Source organism: Bacillus sp. B25(2016b), assembly GCF_001679765.1.
In the GTDB taxonomy this organism is placed as follows: Bacteria; Bacillota; Bacilli; order Bacillales; family Bacillaceae_G; genus Bacillus_A; species Bacillus_A thuringiensis_K.
The window spans coordinates 86,147-105,240 of sequence record NZ_CP016285.1 but is presented as its reverse complement, the minus strand read 5'-3'; the positions used below and the strand labels follow the sequence as shown (position 1 = coordinate 105,240).

The following is a 19,094-nucleotide window of genomic DNA, read 5'->3' as shown; positions in this document are numbered from 1 at the left end:
ATTATTTTTGGAATGGCATACCGAATTGTGTTAAAAGTTCACGAGCTTCTTCATCAGTTTTCGCTGTAGTAACGATTACGATGTCCATACCGCGGACTTTGCTTACTTTATCATAATCAATCTCAGGGAAAATAAGTTGCTCTTTAACACCTAATGTATAGTTTCCACGACCATCGAATGATTTCTTAGAAACACCACGGAAATCACGTACACGTGGTAAAGAAACTGATACTAATTTGTCGAAGAACTCATACATTTGCTCGCCGCGTAAAGTTACTTTCGCACCGATTGGCATACCTTCACGAAGACGGAAACCAGCGATTGATTTTTTAGCACGAGTTACAACAGGTTTTTGACCTGTGATTTGTGTTAATTCTTCTACTGCGTTGTCTAACGCTTTTGAATTAGATACCGCGTCACCAACACCAGTGTTGATTACGATCTTTTCGATTTTTGGTACCTGCATTACAGATTTATAGTTAAACTTGCTCACTAGAGCAGGAGTAATTTCCTTTTGGAACTTCTCTTTAAGGCGATTCAATGAAGTGACCTCCTTTCTTAAGAAAATTATTTATCTAATAATTCACCAGATTTTTTTGCAATACGAACTTTTTTACCATCTTCTACTTTGAAGCCTACACGAGTAGGTTCACCTGTTTTCGGATCTAAAATCATAACGTTAGAAACGTGAATAGGTGCTTCTTTAGTAATAATTCCACCTTGTGGATTTAATTGAGATGGCTTAGAGTGCTTCTTAACGATATTGACACCCTCAACGATAACACGGTTTTGCTTTGGGAAAGCCACAAGGATAACGCCTTGTTTTCCTTTGTCTTTACCAGTGATTACCTGTACTTTATCACCTTTTTTTACATGCATCTTAATTCTGCACCTCCTTAGCAAGGCAATACCTTAAATTATAGAACTTCTGGAGCTAAAGAAACGATCTTCATGAAGTTGCTATCACGTAATTCACGAGCTACTGGTCCGAAGATACGAGTACCACGTGGGCTCTTATCGTCTTTAATGATAACCGCTGCGTTTTCATCAAATTTGATGTAAGAACCGTCCGGACGACGAGCTCCGCTCTTCGTACGTACCACTACTGCTTTAACAACGTCACCTTTTTTAACAACGCCACCTGGTGTTGCTTGTTTTACCGTAGCAACGATAATGTCACCAATGTTAGCATATTTACGACCAGAGCCGCCTAATACTTTAATTGTTAAAAGTTCACGTGCACCAGAGTTGTCAGCAACTTTCAAACGAGATTCTTGTTGGATCATGTTATGAAACCTCCCTTCGGACTAAAAATTCCGATTCGTCTATTTAGATAATAACCGCTTCTTCAACGATTTCAACTAAACGGAAACGCTTAGTAGCAGAAAGCGGGCGAGTTTCCATGATTTTAACGATATCGCCAAGTTTCGCTTGGTTTTGCTCATCATGGGCTTTGTACTTCTTAGAATACTTAACACGTTTTCCGTACAAGGAATGAGTTTTGTAAGTTTCAACTAAAACTGTAATCGTTTTGTCCATTTTGTCAGACACTACACGACCAGTATAAACTTTGCGTTGGTTACGTTCGCTCACTATGCAAACCTCCCCTCAATTTATCGATTAATTCCGATCTCTCTTTCACGAACTACAGTTTTCATACGAGCAATTGCTTTACGCACTTCACGAATGCGAGTTGGATTCTCTAATTGTCCTGTAGCAAGTTGGAAGCGAAGATTAAACAACTCTTCCTTTAAAGCTTTAACTTTTGTTTCGATTTCGGCAGTGGTTAATTCACGAATATCATTAGTTTTCATTAGATTCACCACCATTTTCTTCACGTTTTACGAATTTACATTTCACAGGTAACTTGTGAGCTGCAAGACGTAATGCTTCGCGTGCTACCTCTTCAGATACACCCGCGATTTCGAACATAATTTTCCCAGGTTTTACTACTGCTACCCAGCCTTCTGGTGCCCCTTTACCGGAACCCATACGTACTTCTAGAGGTTTTGCAGTGTAAGGTTTAGAAGGGAAAATTTTAATCCATACTTTACCGCCACGTTTCATGTAACGAGTCATTGCACGACGAGCAGCTTCGATTTGACGGTTTGTAATCCATGAAGCAGCTTGTGCTTGTAAACCGAATTCACCGAAAGCAATTTCAGTTCCACCTTTAGCACGACCACGCATTTTACCACGATGCTCTCTACGATATTTTACGCGTTTTGGCATTAACATATTATTTTCCTCCTTCCTCAGAAGCTTTCTTTTTTGTAGGAAGGACTTCTCCACGGTAGATCCATACTTTTACGCCTAATTTACCGTATGTTGTATCAGCTTCAACTGCTGCATAGTCAATATCAGCGCGAAGTGTATGAAGTGGAACAGTTCCTTCACTGTAAGATTCTGCACGAGCGATATCAGCTCCGCCAAGACGACCAGAAACCTGTGTTTTAATACCTTTAGCACCTGCACGCATAGCACGTTGAATAACTTGCTTTTGTGCACGACGGAATGATACACGGTTTTCTAATTGACGAGCGATGTTTTCGCCTACTAATTTAGCGTTAAGATCAGCTCTCTTAACTTCTAAAATGTTGATGTGTACACGCTTGCCTGTTAATTGGTTAAGAGCTTTACGAAGTGCTTCAACTTCAGTACCACCTTTACCAATTACCATACCAGGTTTTGCAGTGTGAATTGTAACATTTACACGATTTGCTGCACGTTCGATTTCTACTTTAGCAACAGCAGAATCTTTTAAGCGTACATTAATGTACTCACGGATTTTGATGTCTTCATGTAATAATGTAGCGTAATCTTTCTCAGCGAACCAACGAGATTCCCAGTCACGGATAACGCCGACACGAAGACCAATTGGATTAACCTTTTGACCCATCGATTATCCCTCCTTCTTTTCTGATACCACAACTGTGATGTGGCTTGTGCGTTTGTTAATTTGGCTTGCACGACCCATTGCACGTGGACGGAAACGTTTTAACGTTGGACCTTCGTCAACGAAAACTTTTTCAACAACTAGGTTGTTAATGTCCATCTCATAATTGTGCTCTGCATTTGCGATTGCAGATTTTAAAACTTTTTCTACAACTGGAGAAGCAGTTTTTGGTGTGTGGTTAAGGATAGCAATCGCTTCACCCACTTGCTTACCTCGGATTAAGTCTACTACTAAACGAACTTTACGAGGAGCAATACGAACTGTTCTCGCTACTGCTTTAGCTTGCATTGAAGTGCCTCCTCTCATTATCTTCTAGTTTTCTTATCGTCAGCAAGGTGACCTTTGTACGTACGAGTTGGTGCGAATTCACCTAACTTATGGCCAACCATATCCTCAGTGATGTACACAGGTACGTGTTTACGACCATCATATACAGCGATTGTGTGTCCGATGAACTGAGGGAAGATTGTTGAACGGCGAGACCAAGTTTTAACAACTTGTTTTTGCTCAGATGCAACTAATTTTTCCATTTTGCTCATTAAGTGATCATCGACAAATGGTCCTTTTTTTAAGCTACGAGCCATTTTGGTGCCTCCCTTCGTGATTGGCGTACGGTTCTAGAAATGAACCGTACTACAATCCCATTATTTTTTACGACGACGAACGATGAATTTGTCAGACGCTTTGTTTTTCTTACGAGTCTTGAATCCAAGAGTTGGTTTACCCCATGGAGACATTGGAGACTTACGTCCGATTGGAGAACGTCCTTCACCACCACCGTGTGGGTGATCAACCGGGTTCATTACAGAACCACGAACTGTTGGGCGTTTACCTAACCAGCGAGAGCGACCTGCTTTACCGATTTTGATAAGTTCGTGTTGTTCGTTACCTACTTGACCGATTGAAGCGCGACAAGCAGATAATACAAGACGTACTTCACCAGAAGTTAAACGTACAAGTACGTATTTACCTTCTTTACCAAGTACTTGAGCAGATGTACCAGCAGAACGAACTAATTGTCCGCCACGACCAGGCTTAAGCTCGATGTTATGAACAACAGTACCTACTGGAATGTTGATTAATGGTAATGCGTTACCGATTTTAATGTCAGCTTCTGGGCCAGACATAACTTCCATACCTACTTCTAAAGATTTAGGAGCAAGAATGTAACGTTTTTCACCGTCAACGTAGTTAATTAATGCGATATTCGCAGAGCGGTTTGGATCGTATTCGATCGTAGCAACGCGTCCTGGAATTCCATCTTTGTTACGCTTAAAGTCGATGATACGGTATTGACGCTTATGTCCGCCACCTTGATGACGTACAGTGATTTTACCTTGGTTATTACGACCAGCCTTCTTGCTTAAAGGAGCAAGTAATGACTTTTCGGGTCTATCAGTCGTGATTTCAGCGAAATCATTCGTAGTCATATTACGACGACCGTTAGTAGTTGGATTATACTTTTTGATTCCCATCTCAATTTCCCTCCTTCTTTAGTAAGAATTAAACGCCTTGGAAGATTTCGATTTCTTTGCTGTCAGCAGTTAGCTTAACGATTGCTTTACGACGACGGCTAGTAAAACCAGCGTGACGACCAACGCGTTTTGCTTTCGGCTTGTAGTTCATGATGTTCACTTTTTCTACTTTAACACCAAAGATCGCTTCAAGAGCATCTTTAACTTCTGTTTTATTAGATTTAACGTCCACATCGAACGTGTATTTTTTTTCAGCCATCATTTCCATAGAACGTTCAGTGATAACTGGGCGCTTAATGATATCACGAGGATCTCTCATTATGCAAGCACCTCCTCTACTTTTTCCACTGCCGCTTTTGTCATGATTAGCTTATCATGATGAAGCACGTCTAAAACGTTTACGCCATCAGCAGTGATTACTGTTACTCCAGGGATATTGCGAGCAGATAACTCTACAGATTCGTTTGCATCAGCAGTTACGATAAGAGCTTTCTTCTCAACAGTTAATCCTTTAAGTACTGCTAGCATATCTTTTGTTTTTGGTGCATTTAACACTAGGTCTTCAAGAACTACAATGTTGTTCTCAACTACTTTAGTAGCTAATGCAGATTTGATTGCTAAACGACGAACTTTCTTAGGAAGTTTGTACGCATAGCTTCTTGGTGTAGGTCCGAATACCGTACCACCACCACGCCATTGAGGAGAGCGGATAGACCCTTGACGAGCACGTCCAGTTCCTTTTTGACGCCATGGTTTACGACCACCACCGCGAACTTCAGAGCGAGTTTTTACTTTGTGTGTACCTTGACGTAAAGATGCACGTTGCATCATTACAGCTTCGAAAAGTACAGCTTCATTTGGTTCGATACCGAAAATAGCTTCAGCTAATTCGATTTCACCAACCTGTGAACCAGTTTGGTTATATACAGTAACTTTTGGCATTGGAATTCCTCCTTCCTATTGTGAATTATTTGCTAACCTTCACAGCGCCTTGAACAACTACAAGAGATTTCTTAGCACCTGGAACGTTACCTTTTACTAGTAATAAGTTGCGCTCAGTGTCAACTTGAACGATTTCTAAGTTTTGGATAGTAACTTGGTCTCCACCCATACGTCCAGCAAGTTTTTTGCCTTTGAATACACGGTTCGGAGCAACTGGGCCCATTGAACCTGGACGACGGTGATAGCGAGAACCATGAGACATAGGTCCGCGAGATTGTCCGTGGCGTTTGATAACACCTTGGAAACCTTTACCTTTAGAAATTCCTGTTACATCAACGATTTCACCTGTAGCGAATACGTCAACTTTTACCTCTTGACCAACCTCTAATCCGTCCACGTCTGCATCGCGGATTTCGCGAATGAAGCGCTTAGGAGTTGTAGATGCTTTAGCAGTGTGGCCTTGTTCAGGTTTGTTAGTTAACTTTTCACGTTTATCTTCAAATCCTAACTGGATTGCATTGTAGCCATCAGTTTCAGTTGTTTTCTTTTGAAGAACAACGTTTGGATTAGCAGCGATAACTGTTACTGGGATTAACTCACCGTTCTCAGCAAATACTTGAGTCATACCGATCTTTCTTCCTAAGATTCCTTTGGTCATGAGTTACACCTCCTACATTTTTAAGTTATATAAATTATAGTTTGATTTCGATATCTACACCAGATGGTAAGTCTAAACGCATTAATGAATCTACTGTTTGTGGAGTAGGACTCACGATGTCGATTAGACGTTTGTGCGTGCGCATTTCGAATTGCTCACGAGAATCTTTGTACTTATGAACAGCACGAAGAATTGTGTAAACAGTTTTTTCAGTTGGTAATGGGATCGGACCAGAAACTGTTGCCCCAGAACGCTTAGCTGTTTCTACAATTTTCTCAGCTGACTGATCAAGAATACGGTGATCGTAAGCTTTTAAACGGATACGAATTTTTTCTTTTGCCATTATTTTCCCTCCTTCGTTCGCCTATTTCTAAAATAGACCTTCTCCATGGAAATTTCCCCACACCATGCCATGGCAAAGCGGCCGGGTGTGTCAGCAACCTTCCACTTCATCGCAGTCAAAGACCAACATTGTCTATTATACAATGTTATTCGTCTAGATGCAAGCATCTTTTTGTTTGCATCCGCTTTTCTCTACTTTTGCTATTATACATGGCACTTTAAAGAATTTCAAGTTTTCATCTAACAGAATTCATTTTACAGTTTCTGGATTATCTTTTGTTGTTTTTATATACTATAGAAGAAACTCGTCAAAACAAAAAAACACTCTCTTCTCCCTTATATAAACGCAAACAAAAAACCTAAGGGAAAATCCCTTAGGTTTTTTTATATCAGTTAAGATTACTCAACGATAGTAGCAACTACACCGTAACCTACTGTACGTCCACCTTCACGAATAGAGAATTTAGTTCCCTCTTCGATAGCGATTGGAGCGATAAGTTCGATAGTCATTTCGATGTTGTCACCAGGCATTACCATTTCAGTACCTTCTGGTAATTGGATGATACCAGTTACGTCAGTTGTACGGAAGTAGAACTGAGGACGGTAGTTAGCGAAGAATGGAGTGTGACGTCCACCTTCTTCTTTAGATAATACGAAAACTTCAGCTTTGAATTTAGCGTGAGCTTTTACAGAACCGCTTTTTGCAAGTACTTGTCCACGTTGGATGTCTTCACGAGCAACCCCACGAAGTAAAGCACCGATGTTGTCTCCAGCTTGAGCTTGGTCAAGAAGTTTACGGAACATCTCTACACCAGTTACAGTTGTAGAAGCATTTTCTTCAGCAAGACCGATGATTTCTACTACGTCACCAACTTTAACGATACCGCGCTCAACACGACCAGTAGCAACTGTACCACGACCTGTGATAGAGAATACGTCCTCTACAGGCATTAAGAATGGTTTGTCAGTTTCACGTTCTGGAGTTGGGATGTAAGCATCAACTTCAGCCATTAATTCAATGATTTTTGCTTCCCAATCAGCTTCTCCTTGAAGAGCTTTAAGAGCAGAACCTTTGATTACAGGAATGTCGTCGCCTGGGAATCCGTATTCAGATAATAGGTCGCGAACTTCCATTTCTACTAATTCTAATAATTCTTCGTCATCTACCATGTCGCATTTGTTTAAGAATACAACGATGTAAGGAACACCTACTTGACGAGAAAGAAGGATGTGCTCACGTGTTTGAGGCATTGGGCCGTCAGCAGCAGATACTACTAAGATACCGCCGTCCATTTGAGCAGCACCAGTGATCATGTTTTTAACATAGTCAGCGTGACCTGGGCAGTCAACGTGTGCATAGTGACGAGTTTCAGTTTCGTACTCAACGTGTGCAGTTGAGATTGTGATACCGCGCTCTCTTTCTTCTGGAGCAGCATCGATTTGATCGTATCCGCGTGCTTCAGCACCACCAGCTTTTGCAAGAACTGTAGTGATCGCAGCAGTTAATGTAGTTTTACCATGGTCAACGTGGCCGATTGTACCGATGTTAACATGGGGTTTAGAACGTTCGAATTTAGCTTTAGCCATTCTAAATTCCTCCTTAGTTTATATAGGTTATTTTATATTTAGACTAGAAAGTGAAACTTACGTCCCACTTTCTAAGCTTACATAAGTAGTTATACTTGAACAATCGATAAAAATCAATTATTCACCTTTATTTTTTTTGATAATTTCTTCAGAAACAGACTTTGGTACTTCTTCATAGTGGTCAAACACCATAGAGAATGTTCCGCGTCCTTGAGTGTTAGAACGTAATGACGTTGCATAACCGAACATTTCAGAAAGTGGAACCATAGCGCGAACAACTTGTGCGTTACCGCGAGCTTCCATACCTTCTACACGTCCACGACGAGATGTTACGTCACCCATAATGTCACCCATGTACTCTTCAGGAATTACAACTTCAACTTTCATCATTGGCTCAAGAATTACTGGGCTACATTTAGAAACCGCAGCTTTAAGTGCCATAGATGCAGCGATTTTGAACGCCATCTCAGATGAATCGACATCATGGTAAGATCCGTCAACTAATGCAGCTTTAATGTCAACTAGTGGATAACCAGCTAGTACACCATTTTTAAGTGCATCTTCAAGACCTGCTCCAACAGCTGGGATGTATTCACGAGGAACTACACCACCGACGATCTTGTTTTCGAATTCGAATCCTTTACCTTCTTCGTTAGGTTCAAACTCAATCCAAACGTGACCGAATTGTCCACGACCACCAGATTGACGAGCGAACTTACCTTCAACTTTCGCAGCAGCGCGGAAAGTCTCACGGTATGCTACCTGAGGAGCACCAACGTTTGCTTCCACTTTGAATTCACGACGCATACGGTCAACGATGATATCAAGGTGAAGTTCACCCATACCAGCGATGATAGTTTGGCCAGTTTCTTGGTCAGTGTGAGCACGGAATGTTGGATCTTCTTCAGAAAGCTTAGATAATGCTGTACCCATTTTATCTTGGTCAGCTTTAGATTTTGGTTCGATAGCTACAGAGATAACTGGCTCTGGGAATTCCATAGACTCAAGGATAACAAGGCTCTTCTCGTCACAAAGAGTATCACCAGTAGTAGTATCTTTTAAACCTACAGCAGCAGCGATATCACCAGCGTAAACTGTTGAAATCTCTTCACGGCTGTTAGCGTGCATTTGTAGGATACGACCTACACGCTCACGCTTACCTTTAGTTGAGTTTTTCACGTATGATCCAGAGTTTAACACACCAGAGTACACACGGAAGAACGTTAACTTACCAACATAAGGGTCAGTCATGATTTTGAATGCTAAAGCTGCGAATGGTTCTTCATCGCTAGACTTACGTTCTACTTCTTCATCTGTATCCGGTAGAGTACCTTTAATAGCAGGTACATCTAGTGGAGATGGAAGGTAGTCGATAACTGCGTCTAACAGAATTTGAACACCTTTGTTTTTGAATGCAGAACCACAGATTACTGGGAAGAATTCTACAGAAGTTGTAGCCTTACGGATACCAGCTTTAAGCTCTTCTACAGTGATTTCTTCACCTTCTAGGTACTTCATCATCATTTCTTCATCAAGCTCAGCTACCGCTTCAATAAGTTTTCCACGGTATTCTTCAGCTAATTCTTTGTGCTCTTCAGGAATTTCAACACGTTGAATGTCTGTTCCTAAATCGTTACCGTACATGTAAGCACACTCTTCAACAAGGTCAATGATACCATTGAACTCATCTTCAGCACCGATTGGTAACTGAATTGGATGTGCGTTTGCTTGTAAACGATCGTGGATTGTTCCTACAGAGTATAAGAAATCTGCACCGATCTTATCCATTTTGTTAACGAATACGATACGAGGTACGCCGTAAGTAGTAGCCTGACGCCAAACAGTTTCTGTTTGTGGTTCTACACCAGATTGCGCATCAAGTACTGCTACAGCACCATCAAGTACGCGTAAAGAACGTTCTACTTCTACTGTGAAATCTACGTGTCCTGGAGTATCAATGATGTTTACACGATGACCTTTCCATTGTGCTGTAGTTGCAGCAGAAGTAATTGTGATACCACGCTCTTGCTCTTGCTCCATCCAGTCCATCTGAGATGCACCTTCGTGAGTTTCACCGATTTTATGAATACGTCCTGTGTAGTACAGAATACGCTCAGTTGCTGTTGTTTTACCAGCATCGATGTGAGCCATGATACCAATATTACGAGTGTTTTCTAAAGAGAACTCTCTTGCCATTTGGTGTCTTGCTCCTTCCATATATGGATTGGATTTTTTTATTTTAAGTAGCAAAAAAGCCACTTTATATTGTTACACATGTCAGTATGTCCAGTACTCTCATTATGTAAAACGAGCGCCCGATGAAAGGGAGAGGCATTCTCCCTCTCCACACTTCCATAAGCGACAAATAAAGCGGTTTATGCTTACATTTATTTTACGTTGAATCCTACCAACGGTAATGAGCAAATGCTTTGTTAGCTTCTGCCATTTTATGAGTGTCTTCACGTTTCTTAACAGATGCACCAGCGTTGTTAGCTGCATCTAAGATTTCGTTAGCAAGACGCTCTTCCATAGTTTTTTCACCACGAAGACGAGCGTAGTTTACTAACCAACGAAGACCTAAAGTTGTACGGCGTTCTGGACGAACCTCAACTGGAACTTGGTAGTTAGCACCACCAACACGACGAGCACGTACTTCAAGAACAGGCATGATGTTCTTAAGAGCTTGCTCGAATACTTCCATTGGCTCTTTACCAGTACGTTCGTTTACGATATCGAACGCATTATAAAGAATTGTTTGAGATTTACCTTTTTTACCGTCAACCATCATTTTGTTGATAAGGCGTGTTACTAGCTTCGAATTGTACATTGGATCTGGTAACACGTCACGTTTAGCAACAGGTCCTTTACGAGGCATATTGAGTTCCTCCTTTCATTTTAAAGTTATTATTTTTTAGCAGGTTTTGGTCTCTTAGTACCATATTTAGAACGTCCTTGCATACGTTTGTCAACACCAGCTGTGTCAAGCGCACCACGAACGATGTGGTAACGTACCCCCGGTAAATCCTTTACACGACCACCGCGAATTAATACTACGCTATGCTCTTGTAGGTTATGACCGATACCTGGGATGTAAGCTGTAACCTCGATACCGTTTGTTAAACGTACACGAGCGTATTTACGTAACGCTGAGTTAGGTTTCTTTGGAGTCATTGTACCAACACGAGTACATACACCACGTTTTTGAGGTGCAGAGATATCAGTTGATTTTTTCTTTAAAGAGTTAAAACCTTTGTTTAACGCAGGTGATTTAGATTTCCATACTTTATCAGTACGACCATTTCTCACTAATTGGTTAATAGTAGGCATTTGATTATCCTCCCTTCGCATGTTTGTATGACCACATATCCAGGTGGTTCATTATTAGTTGAAAACAAAGTTTTTGCAAGGAAGAGCAAATGCTCTCTCCTCACAAAAACAGTTTTAACTTATTATTCCTATTGCTGAAGCTCCCACTTGAATCCCCGAAGCTTTACCAAGCTTACGAACTGATTCAACTTTTGTTATGGGCACGTTATATTGCATTGCAATACGAATGATAGCATGGGTTAACCGCATGTCAGCATCCTCTGCGATGACAACTTCTTTAACTGTACCATTTTTAATTGCTTCCAATGTGCGTTTATGACCAACAACTACATTTTCAGCAGTTGATACTTTTTGATAAGACATATAAATATCCTCCAAAGCATCGTTCAGGAGCAACCTTGATTATAGTAACATTTTGACTCATACAATGTCAACTAAGATTAATTGTTTTTATACAAAATTTATGACGGAAAATTTTACTGTTCCACATAAACCTCATCGTTTTCTACATTCATGTCATCTTGTGTTGTTTTTACAAGATCCACTTTGCGATAACGATTCATACCTGTTCCAGCAGGAACAAGTTTACCGATAATAACATTTTCTTTTAATCCTAGAAGTTCATCGCGTTTACCCTTAATTGCTGCATCAGTTAAGACACGAGTTGTTTCTTGGAACGATGCTGCAGATAAGAATGAATCTGTTTCAAGTGAAGCTTTTGTAATACCAAGCAGAACAGGTCTAGCTGTTGCTGGTTGCTTACCTTGCAGTAAGACCTTAGCATTCGCATCAGTAAACTGATGGATATCTAGTAATGTTCCTGGTAATACATCTGTTTCACCTGCATCACTTACACGAACTTTACGTAACATTTGACGTACCATTACTTCTACGTGTTTGTCACCAATTTCTACCCCTTGCATACGGTATACTTTTTGAACTTCACGTAATAAGTATTCTTGAACCGCCGTAATGTCCGTTACTTTTAGTAATTCTTTCGGATCAATAGAACCTTCTGTTAACTCTTTACCGTGGCTAATTGGCTGTCCTGGAGTTACTTTCAGACGAGCACCGTAAGGGATAGCATACGTACGAGCTTCAACTTCACCCTGTACAACTACTTCTTGGCGATCTTTAACGTCGTTGATCGCTGCGATAACACCGTCGATTTCACTGATAACTGCCTGACCTTTCGGATTACGAGCTTCGAAGATCTCTTGGATACGAGGTAAACCTTGAGTGATATCATCTCCGGCAACCCCACCTGTATGGAATGTACGCATCGTTAACTGTGTACCTGGCTCACCGATAGATTGAGCTGCGATAATACCTACCGCTTCTCCTACTTCTACGTCTGTTCCAGTTGCTAAGTTACGACCGTAACACTTCTTACATACACCGTGGCGAGTGTTACACGTAAACGCTGAACGAATGTTTACAGTTTCAACACCCGAATTTTCAACGATATGAGCGATATCTTCAGTAATTAATTGATTTTCAGCAACTAATACTTCACCTGTTTCAGGATGTTTTACAGTTTTTCTTGCAAAACGTCCAACAAGACGATCATATAATGACTCGATAACTTCATTACCCTCTTTAATCGCACCAATTAATAAACCGCGATCTGTTCCACAATCATCTTCACGAACGATTACATCTTGTGCAACGTCAACAAGACGACGTGTTAAGTAACCAGAATCGGCAGTTTTAAGTGCTGTATCGGCAAGACCTTTACGCGCACCATGCGTAGAGATGAAGTACTCAAGTACTGTTAAACCTTCACGGAAACTCGATTTGATTGGAAGTTCGATGATACGACCAGATGGATTGGCCATAAGACCACGCATACCAGCAAGCTGAGTAAAGTTAGATGCGTTACCACGGGCACCTGAGTCACTCATCATGAAGATTGGGTTGCGTTTATTCAAGGATTTCATCAGTTTTCCTTGGATAACATCTTTTGCATTACTCCAAATAGAGATAACACGATCGTAACGTTCTTCTTCCGTGATTAAACCGCGACGGAATTGTTTAATTACATTATCTACTTTTGCTTGTGCTTCGTGGAGAATTTCATCTTTTTCGCCTAATACAAGAATGTCAGATACCCCAACTGTAATACCAGCTTTTGTAGAGTACTTGAATCCTAAGTTTTTCATACGATCAAGCATGCGAGACGTTTCTGTAATTTGGAAACGTTTGAACACTTCCGCAATGATGTTACCAAGGATTTTCTTGCTAAATGGCGCCACTTCTTCGCGACTAGCAATAATTTCTTTAATGTTCGCACCTTTTTCAACGAAGTATTTCGCTGGTGTTTCTTTTTCAAGGTTTGAATTTGTTGGTTCATTAATATAAGGGAACGACTCTGGTAAGATTTCGTTAAATATTAATTTACCAACTGTTGTTAATAGAAGCATACTCTTTTGCTCTTCAGTAAATGTTGCGTTGTTTACTGCACTTGCAGCTACCGCAACACGTGTATGAAGATGAACATATCCATTTTGATATGCAAGTAATGCTTCGTTTGCATCTTTGAAGACCATACCTTCACCGATTGCACCTTCACGCTCAAGTGTTAAGTAATAGTTACCTAATACCATATCCTGAGATGGAGTAACAACTGGTTTACCGTCTTTCGGGTTCAAGATGTTTTGTGCCGCTAACATAAGAAGACGAGCTTCAGCTTGAGCTTCTGATGATAAAGGTACGTGAACGGCCATTTGGTCACCGTCAAAGTCCGCGTTGTATGCAGTACATACAAGTGGGTGAAGACGGATTGCGCGACCTTCTACTAATGTAGGTTCAAACGCCTGGATACCAAGACGGTGAAGTGTTGGTGCGCGGTTTAGAAGTACTGGATGTTCTTTAATCACAGACTCTAAAACGTCCCAAACTTCAGGTTGTACACGCTCGATTTTACGTTTCGCACTCTTAATGTTATGTGCTAATCCTTTTTCAACTAACTCTTTCATTACGAAAGGTTTGAACAGTTCAAGCGCCATTTCTTTTGGTAATCCACATTGATACATCTTTAAGTTCGGTCCTACAACAATTACAGAACGACCAGAGTAGTCAACACGTTTACCTAATAAGTTTTGACGGAAACGTCCTTGTTTACCTTTAAGCATGTGAGATAGTGATTTTAATGGACGGTTACCTGGTCCAGTAACTGGACGGCCACGACGACCATTATCGATTAATGCGTCTACAGCTTCTTGTAACATACGTTTTTCGTTTTGAACGATGATGCTTGGTGCACCTAAGTCCAATAGACGTTTTAAACGATTGTTACGGTTAATTACACGACGGTATAAGTCGTTTAAGTCAGAAGTAGCAAAACGTCCACCATCTAACTGTACCATTGGGCGTAGTTCTGGTGGGATTACTGGTAGAACATCTAAGATCATCCAAGATGGTTCATTTCCAGAGTTACGGAATGCTTCTAATACTTCTAGACGTTTAATAGCACGAGTACGGCGTTGTCCTTGTGCTGTTTTTAATTCTTCTTTTAAGAAGTCTACTTCTTTATCTAAATCGATGTCTTGTAGTAGCTTTTTAATCGCTTCTGCACCCATAGCAGCTTGGAATGTGCTACCATATCGATCACGATATGCACGGTATTCTTTTTCAGAAAGTAATTGCTTCTTATCAAGTGGTGTATCTCCACTTTCTGTTACAACATAAGAAGCGAAATAAATTACTTCTTCAAGCGCGCGAGGGGACATGTCTAAGACAAGTCCCATGCGGCTCGGGATACCTTTGAAATACCAAATATGAGATACAGGAGCAGCTAATTCGATATGACCCATGCGTTCACGACGTACTTTTGCACGCGTTACTTCAACGCCACATCGATCACAAACTACACCTTTATAACGTACACGTTTGTATTTTCCGCAATGACATTCCCAGTCCTTTTGTGGTCCGAAAATACGCTCACAGAACAAGCCATCTTTTTCAGGCTTTAACGTACGATAGTTAATAGTTTCTGGTTTCTTAACTTCACCGTATGACCAAGAACGAATCTTGTCAGGTGAAGCAAGTCCAATCTTCATATATTCAAAGTTATTTACATCTATCAAGGGGCCTACCTCCCTTTTAGTCTACAGGTTATCCCAATTATTCCTTAGTTGTCTCAACTTCGACATTCAATTTATCTGCTGATTGATGATCATCGTCATCTTCTGTATCACGCATTTCAATTTCTGTATCGTCGCTAGACATCATTTTAACGTCCATACCTAAACTTTGCAGCTCTTTAATCAATACTTTGAATGATTCAGGAACGCCTGGTTCTGGAACATTTTCGCCTTTAACAATTGCTTCATAAGTCTTAACACGTCCAACAACATCATCAGACTTCACTGTTAAGATTTCTTGAAGAGTATAAGCAGCACCGTAAGCTTCAAGTGCCCAAACCTCCATCTCACCGAAACGCTGTCCACCGAACTGAGCTTTACCTCCAAGAGGTTGCTGCGTTACAAGTGAGTATGGTCCAGTAGAACGAGCATGAAGTTTATCGTCAACCATGTGCGCAAGTTTGATCATATACATGACACCAACAGATACGCGGTTATCGAATGGTTCACCAGTACGTCCGTCATACAGGATTGTTTTCGCGTCATTTGCCATACCAGCTTCTTCAATTGTGCCCCAAACATCTTCCTCACGAGCACCATCGAATACTGGTGTTGCAATGTGAATGCCAAGGTATCTTGCTGCCATACCAAGATGAAGCTCTAATACCTGACCGATATTCATACGAGATGGTACCCCTAATGGGTTTAACATGATATCGATTGGCGTACCGTCTGGTAAGTAAGGCATATCTTCTTCTGGTAAAATACGAGAAATAACACCTTTGTTACCGTGACGTCCGGCCATCTTGTCACCTTCAGAAATTTTACGTTTTTGAACGATATATGCACGTACAAGTTGATTCACGCCTGGTGGCAATTCATCGCCATCTTCACGGTTGAATACTTTTACGTCTAAGATAATACCGCCACCACCGTGTGGTACACGTAGTGATGTATCACGTACTTCACGCGCTTTTTCTCCAAAGATAGCATGTAATAGACGTTCTTCAGCTGTTAATTCTGTTACACCTTTAGGTGTTACTTTACCAACAAGTAAATCTCCATCTTTTACTTCAGCACCAACGCGAATGATACCGCGCTCGTCAAGGTTACGTAATGCGTCTTCCCCAACGTTTGGAATGTCACGTGTAATTTCTTCTGGTCCAAGCTTCGTATCACGAGCTTCTGATTCATATTCTTCAATATGAATAGAAGTGTACACATCATCTTTTACAAGGCGCTCACTCATGATGATCGCATCCTCGTAGTTATAACCGTCCCAAGTCATGAAGCCAACAAGCACGTTACGTCCAAGTGCTAGTTCACCTAATTCCATAGAAGGACCATCCGCAAGGATTTCACCTTTTACAACTTCATTTCCAACACTTACGATTGGACGTTGGTTGTAACAAGTTCCTTGGTTAGAACGAATGAATTTTTGCATTTTATAGCGATCTAAGTCGCCTTTTACTGTTTGACCGTCAACTTCTACATAGCGACGTACCCAAACTTCACGTGCTTCTACGCGCTCAACAACACCAGGATGTTTACAGATTACTGCAGCACCTGAGTCTTTTGCTGATACGTACTCCATACCTGTACCTACAATCGGAGATTCCGGATTCATTAACGGAACCGCCTGACGTTGCATGTTCGCTCCCATAAGTGCGCGGTTAGAGTCATCGTTTTCTAAGAACGGAATACAAGCTGTCGCTGCCGACACTACTTGTTTTGGAGATACATCCATGTAGTCGATGCGTTCTCTATTTGTGACAATGTTTTCACCACGGAAACGAGCTACGATATCTTCACTTAGGAATTCACCTTCGTCAGATAATTTCATATTCGCTTGGGCTACAACATAGTTATCTTCTTCATCTGCTGTTAAGTAATCAACATGCCCTGTTACAAGACCAGTTTCTGGGTCAACACGACGGTATGGTGTTTCAATGAAACCAAACTCATTTACTTTCGCGAACGAAGATAACGAGTTAATCAAACCGATGTTTGGTCCCTCTGGTGTTTCAATCGGACACATACGACCGTAGTGAGAGTAATGAACGTCACGCACTTCAAAGCCTGCGCGCTCACGTGTTAAACCACCAGGTCCTAATGCAGATAGTCTTCGTTTGTGAGTTAACTCTGCTAATGGGTTTGTTTGGTCCATAAACTGAGATAACTGAGAACTTCCGAAGAACTCTTTAATAGATGCAATAACAGGACGAATATTAATTAGTGCCTGTGGTGTAATTGCATTTGTATCTTGGATCGACATTCTCTCACGAACAACACGTTCCATACGAGAAAGACCGATACGGAATTGATTTTGTAATAGTTCTCCAACAGAACGCAGACGACGGTTTCCTAAATGGTCAATATCATCTGTATCCCCTACTTTGTATAGTAGGTTGAAGAAGTAACTGATAGAAGCAAGGATATCACCTGGTGTGATGTGTTTCACATCACGAGTAATGTTTGCATTACCAATTACATTAATTACGCGTTCGCCTTCCGACTCAGGAGCATAAATCTTAATAGATTGCAGCTCAACATCGCCTTCTACCACTCCACCCATTGGTTTCGCTGTTTTGAATCCAATGTTTTTCTCTAAGTAAGGTAAAATGCGATCAAGTGTACGACGATCTAAGATTGTTCCTTCTGCCGCTAAAATTTCACCAGTTTCTGGATCCACTAATGTTTCAGCTAAACGTTGATTAAACAATCTGTTTTTAATGTGTAACTTCTTGTTGATCTTATAGCGACCTACATTTGCTAAATCGTAGCGCTTTGGATCGAAGAAACGAGACACAAGTAAGCTCTTAGCATTTTCTACTGTTGGTGGTTCACCAGGACGTAGACGCTCATAAATTTCAAGCAATGCTTTTTCTGTGCTATCTGTGTTGTCTTTTTCTAATGTGTTGCTTAAGTATTCGTTATCACCTAAAAGCTCGGTGATTTCTTGATCAGAGCCAAACCCTAATGCGCGTAACAAAACAGTTACAGGAAGTTTACGCGTACGGTCAATACGCACATATACAACATCCTTAGCATCTGTCTCATACTCTAACCAAGCTCCGCGGTTTGGAATTACAGTAGCAGTAAAACCACGTTTTCCGTTTTTATCCACTTTGCCACTATAGTATACGCTTGGAGAGCGAACTAACTGGGAAACGATAACACGTTCTGCACCGTTAATTACGAATGTTCCAGTCTCTGTCATGAGTGGGAAATCTCCCATGAACACATCTTGTTCTTTTACTTCACCAGTTTCCTTGTTGATTAGACGCACTTTTACACGAAGTGGTGCTGCATACGTCACATCACGCTCTTTGCATTCGTCTACAGAGTATTTAGGTTCACCTAAGCTGTAGTCGATAAATTCAAGCGATAGATTTCCCGTAAAGTCTTCAATCGGAGAAATGTCTTGGAACATTTCTCGCAAACCCTCATCAAGAAACCACTGATAAGAAGAGGTTTGAATTTCGATAAGATTTGGTAACTCTAATACTTCACTAATACGGGCATAACTTCTTCGTTGGCGGTGGCGTCCGTATTGAACTAGTTGACCTGTCAACTGCTTCACCCCTCAAATCATGAGTATTATAAATGCACAAAAAAATTTGTGCAAAATCACAAATAAATACAACTACTGCTATTAGCGTAGTCTCTTTCTCTTAAAGATAAATACGTTGAGTCTTTCTACCTGCTCAAAAAAGAAAAAT

Annotated in this window: 21 protein-coding genes; all 21 read right to left on the bottom strand. The window is 40.9% G+C overall.

Going from position 1 to position 19,094, the window contains the following annotated elements; genetic code table 11:
* Position 1: 1 nt before the first annotated feature.
* Complete coding sequence (gene rplE / locus BAQ53_RS00590) at positions 2-541, bottom strand: 50S ribosomal protein L5 (protein WP_001080831.1); 540 nt, start codon at positions 539-541, stop codon at positions 2-4.
* Positions 542-567: 26 nt separating this feature from the next.
* Positions 568-879 (bottom strand): 50S ribosomal protein L24, encoded by a 312-nt coding sequence (rplX, locus tag BAQ53_RS00585; protein ID WP_000558200.1) that lies wholly within the window; start codon positions 877-879, stop codon positions 568-570.
* Between the two features lie 38 nt (positions 880-917).
* The gene (gene rplN / locus BAQ53_RS00580; protein WP_000615912.1) at positions 918-1,286 is read right to left on the bottom strand and encodes a 50S ribosomal protein L14; all 369 of its coding nucleotides are present in this window, start codon (positions 1,284-1,286) and stop codon (positions 918-920) included.
* 43 nt (positions 1,287-1,329) lie between these two features.
* Positions 1,330-1,593 carry a 30S ribosomal protein S17 gene (rpsQ, locus tag BAQ53_RS00575; RefSeq protein ID WP_000004106.1) on the bottom strand — a complete coding sequence of 88 codons (264 nt, stop codon included), beginning with the start codon at positions 1,591-1,593 and terminating at the stop codon, positions 1,330-1,332.
* A 20-nt stretch (positions 1,594-1,613) separates the two neighbouring features.
* On the bottom strand, positions 1,614-1,814 hold the full coding sequence (rpmC, locus tag BAQ53_RS00570; RefSeq protein ID WP_000855718.1) for a 50S ribosomal protein L29: 201 nt from the start codon (positions 1,812-1,814) through the stop codon (positions 1,614-1,616).
* Entirely contained in the window at positions 1,804-2,238 is a 435-nt protein-coding gene (gene rplP, locus BAQ53_RS00565; protein ID WP_000928969.1) for a 50S ribosomal protein L16, read from the bottom strand. Before rplP ends, rpmC begins: the two co-directional genes overlap by 11 nt.
* A 1-nt stretch (position 2,239) precedes the next feature.
* Positions 2,240-2,899, bottom strand: a complete 660-nt coding sequence (rpsC, locus tag BAQ53_RS00560) for a 30S ribosomal protein S3 (protein WP_000529956.1) — start codon at positions 2,897-2,899, stop codon at positions 2,240-2,242.
* Positions 2,900-2,902: 3 nt separating this feature from the next.
* A complete protein-coding gene (gene rplV / locus BAQ53_RS00555) occupies positions 2,903-3,244 on the bottom strand; it encodes a 50S ribosomal protein L22 (RefSeq protein ID WP_001148024.1) in 342 nt (113 codons plus the stop codon).
* Between the two features lie 17 nt (positions 3,245-3,261).
* Positions 3,262-3,540 (bottom strand): 30S ribosomal protein S19, encoded by a 279-nt coding sequence (rpsS, locus tag BAQ53_RS00550; RefSeq protein WP_000124454.1) that lies wholly within the window; start codon positions 3,538-3,540, stop codon positions 3,262-3,264.
* A gap of 60 nt (positions 3,541-3,600) precedes the next feature.
* On the bottom strand, positions 3,601-4,431 hold the full coding sequence (gene rplB / locus BAQ53_RS00545) for a 50S ribosomal protein L2 (protein ID WP_000511583.1): 831 nt from the start codon (positions 4,429-4,431) through the stop codon (positions 3,601-3,603).
* Positions 4,432-4,459: 28 nt separating this feature from the next.
* Positions 4,460-4,750 (bottom strand): 50S ribosomal protein L23, encoded by a 291-nt coding sequence (gene rplW, locus BAQ53_RS00540; protein ID WP_001205558.1) that lies wholly within the window; start codon positions 4,748-4,750, stop codon positions 4,460-4,462.
* Positions 4,750-5,373, bottom strand: coding sequence for a 50S ribosomal protein L4 (gene rplD / locus BAQ53_RS00535; RefSeq protein WP_001127258.1), 624 nt, complete (start codon positions 5,371-5,373; stop codon positions 4,750-4,752). Before rplD ends, rplW begins: the two co-directional genes overlap by 1 nt.
* Positions 5,374-5,398: 25 nt before the next feature.
* Positions 5,399-6,031: a 50S ribosomal protein L3 gene (gene rplC, locus BAQ53_RS00530; RefSeq protein ID WP_000160207.1), complete on the bottom strand. Its 633-nt coding sequence runs from the start codon at positions 6,029-6,031 to the stop codon at positions 5,399-5,401.
* 34 nt (positions 6,032-6,065) lie between these two features.
* Positions 6,066-6,374 carry a 30S ribosomal protein S10 gene (rpsJ, locus tag BAQ53_RS00525; protein ID WP_001040596.1) on the bottom strand — a complete coding sequence of 103 codons (309 nt, stop codon included), beginning with the start codon at positions 6,372-6,374 and terminating at the stop codon, positions 6,066-6,068.
* A 398-nt stretch (positions 6,375-6,772) separates the two neighbouring features.
* Positions 6,773-7,960 (bottom strand): elongation factor Tu, encoded by a 1,188-nt coding sequence (tuf, locus tag BAQ53_RS00520; protein ID WP_001029614.1) that lies wholly within the window; start codon positions 7,958-7,960, stop codon positions 6,773-6,775.
* 117 nt (positions 7,961-8,077) lie between these two features.
* Positions 8,078-10,156 (bottom strand): elongation factor G, encoded by a 2,079-nt coding sequence (fusA, locus tag BAQ53_RS00515; RefSeq protein WP_000090370.1) that lies wholly within the window; start codon positions 10,154-10,156, stop codon positions 8,078-8,080.
* 208 nt (positions 10,157-10,364) lie between these two features.
* Positions 10,365-10,835, bottom strand: coding sequence for a 30S ribosomal protein S7 (gene rpsG / locus BAQ53_RS00510; RefSeq protein ID WP_001137491.1), 471 nt, complete (start codon positions 10,833-10,835; stop codon positions 10,365-10,367).
* A gap of 29 nt (positions 10,836-10,864) precedes the next feature.
* Positions 10,865-11,287, bottom strand: coding sequence for a 30S ribosomal protein S12 (gene rpsL / locus BAQ53_RS00505; protein WP_001142341.1), 423 nt, complete (start codon positions 11,285-11,287; stop codon positions 10,865-10,867).
* Positions 11,288-11,401: 114 nt separating this feature from the next.
* Positions 11,402-11,650 carry a 50S ribosomal protein L7ae-like protein gene (locus BAQ53_RS00500; protein WP_000121836.1) on the bottom strand — a complete coding sequence of 83 codons (249 nt, stop codon included), beginning with the start codon at positions 11,648-11,650 and terminating at the stop codon, positions 11,402-11,404.
* A gap of 113 nt (positions 11,651-11,763) precedes the next feature.
* Positions 11,764-15,375 carry a DNA-directed RNA polymerase subunit beta' gene (gene rpoC / locus BAQ53_RS00495; protein ID WP_000567939.1) on the bottom strand — a complete coding sequence of 1,204 codons (3,612 nt, stop codon included), beginning with the start codon at positions 15,373-15,375 and terminating at the stop codon, positions 11,764-11,766.
* 37 nt (positions 15,376-15,412) lie between these two features.
* Positions 15,413-18,946: a DNA-directed RNA polymerase subunit beta gene (rpoB, locus tag BAQ53_RS00490; protein WP_000147553.1), complete on the bottom strand. Its 3,534-nt coding sequence runs from the start codon at positions 18,944-18,946 to the stop codon at positions 15,413-15,415.
* Between the last annotated feature and the right edge of the window lie 148 nt (positions 18,947-19,094).

Excerpts from the sequence above, each read along its gene's own strand:
- rplX (WP_000558200.1), bottom strand. The coding sequence starts at position 879 with ATGCATGTAAAAAAAGGTGATAAAGTACAGGTAATCACTGGTAAAGAC.
- rplN (WP_000615912.1), bottom strand. The coding sequence starts at position 1,286 with ATGATCCAACAAGAATCTCGTTTGAAAGTTGCTGACAACTCTGGTGCA.
- rpmC (WP_000855718.1), bottom strand. The coding sequence starts at position 1,814 with ATGAAAACTAATGATATTCGTGAATTAACCACTGCCGAAATCGAAACA.
- rplP (WP_000928969.1), bottom strand. The coding sequence starts at position 2,238 with ATGTTAATGCCAAAACGCGTAAAATATCGTAGAGAGCATCGTGGTAAA.
- rpsC (WP_000529956.1), bottom strand. The coding sequence starts at position 2,899 with ATGGGTCAAAAGGTTAATCCAATTGGTCTTCGTGTCGGCGTTATCCGT.
- rplV (WP_001148024.1), bottom strand. The coding sequence starts at position 3,244 with ATGCAAGCTAAAGCAGTAGCGAGAACAGTTCGTATTGCTCCTCGTAAA.
- rpsS (WP_000124454.1), bottom strand. The coding sequence starts at position 3,540 with ATGGCTCGTAGCTTAAAAAAAGGACCATTTGTCGATGATCACTTAATG.
- rplB (WP_000511583.1), bottom strand. The coding sequence starts at position 4,431 with ATGGGAATCAAAAAGTATAATCCAACTACTAACGGTCGTCGTAATATG.
- rplW (WP_001205558.1), bottom strand. The coding sequence starts at position 4,750 with ATGAGAGATCCTCGTGATATCATTAAGCGCCCAGTTATCACTGAACGT.
- rplD (WP_001127258.1), bottom strand. The coding sequence starts at position 5,373 with ATGCCAAAAGTTACTGTATATAACCAAACTGGTTCACAGGTTGGTGAA.
- rplC (WP_000160207.1), bottom strand. The coding sequence starts at position 6,031 with ATGACCAAAGGAATCTTAGGAAGAAAGATCGGTATGACTCAAGTATTT.
- rpsJ (WP_001040596.1), bottom strand. The coding sequence starts at position 6,374 with ATGGCAAAAGAAAAAATTCGTATCCGTTTAAAAGCTTACGATCACCGT.
- tuf (WP_001029614.1), bottom strand. The coding sequence starts at position 7,960 with ATGGCTAAAGCTAAATTCGAACGTTCTAAACCCCATGTTAACATCGGT.
- fusA (WP_000090370.1), bottom strand. The coding sequence starts at position 10,156 with ATGGCAAGAGAGTTCTCTTTAGAAAACACTCGTAATATTGGTATCATG.
- rpsG (WP_001137491.1), bottom strand. The coding sequence starts at position 10,835 with ATGCCTCGTAAAGGACCTGTTGCTAAACGTGACGTGTTACCAGATCCA.
- rpsL (WP_001142341.1), bottom strand. The coding sequence starts at position 11,287 with ATGCCTACTATTAACCAATTAGTGAGAAATGGTCGTACTGATAAAGTA.
- BAQ53_RS00500 (WP_000121836.1), bottom strand. The coding sequence starts at position 11,650 with ATGTCTTATCAAAAAGTATCAACTGCTGAAAATGTAGTTGTTGGTCAT.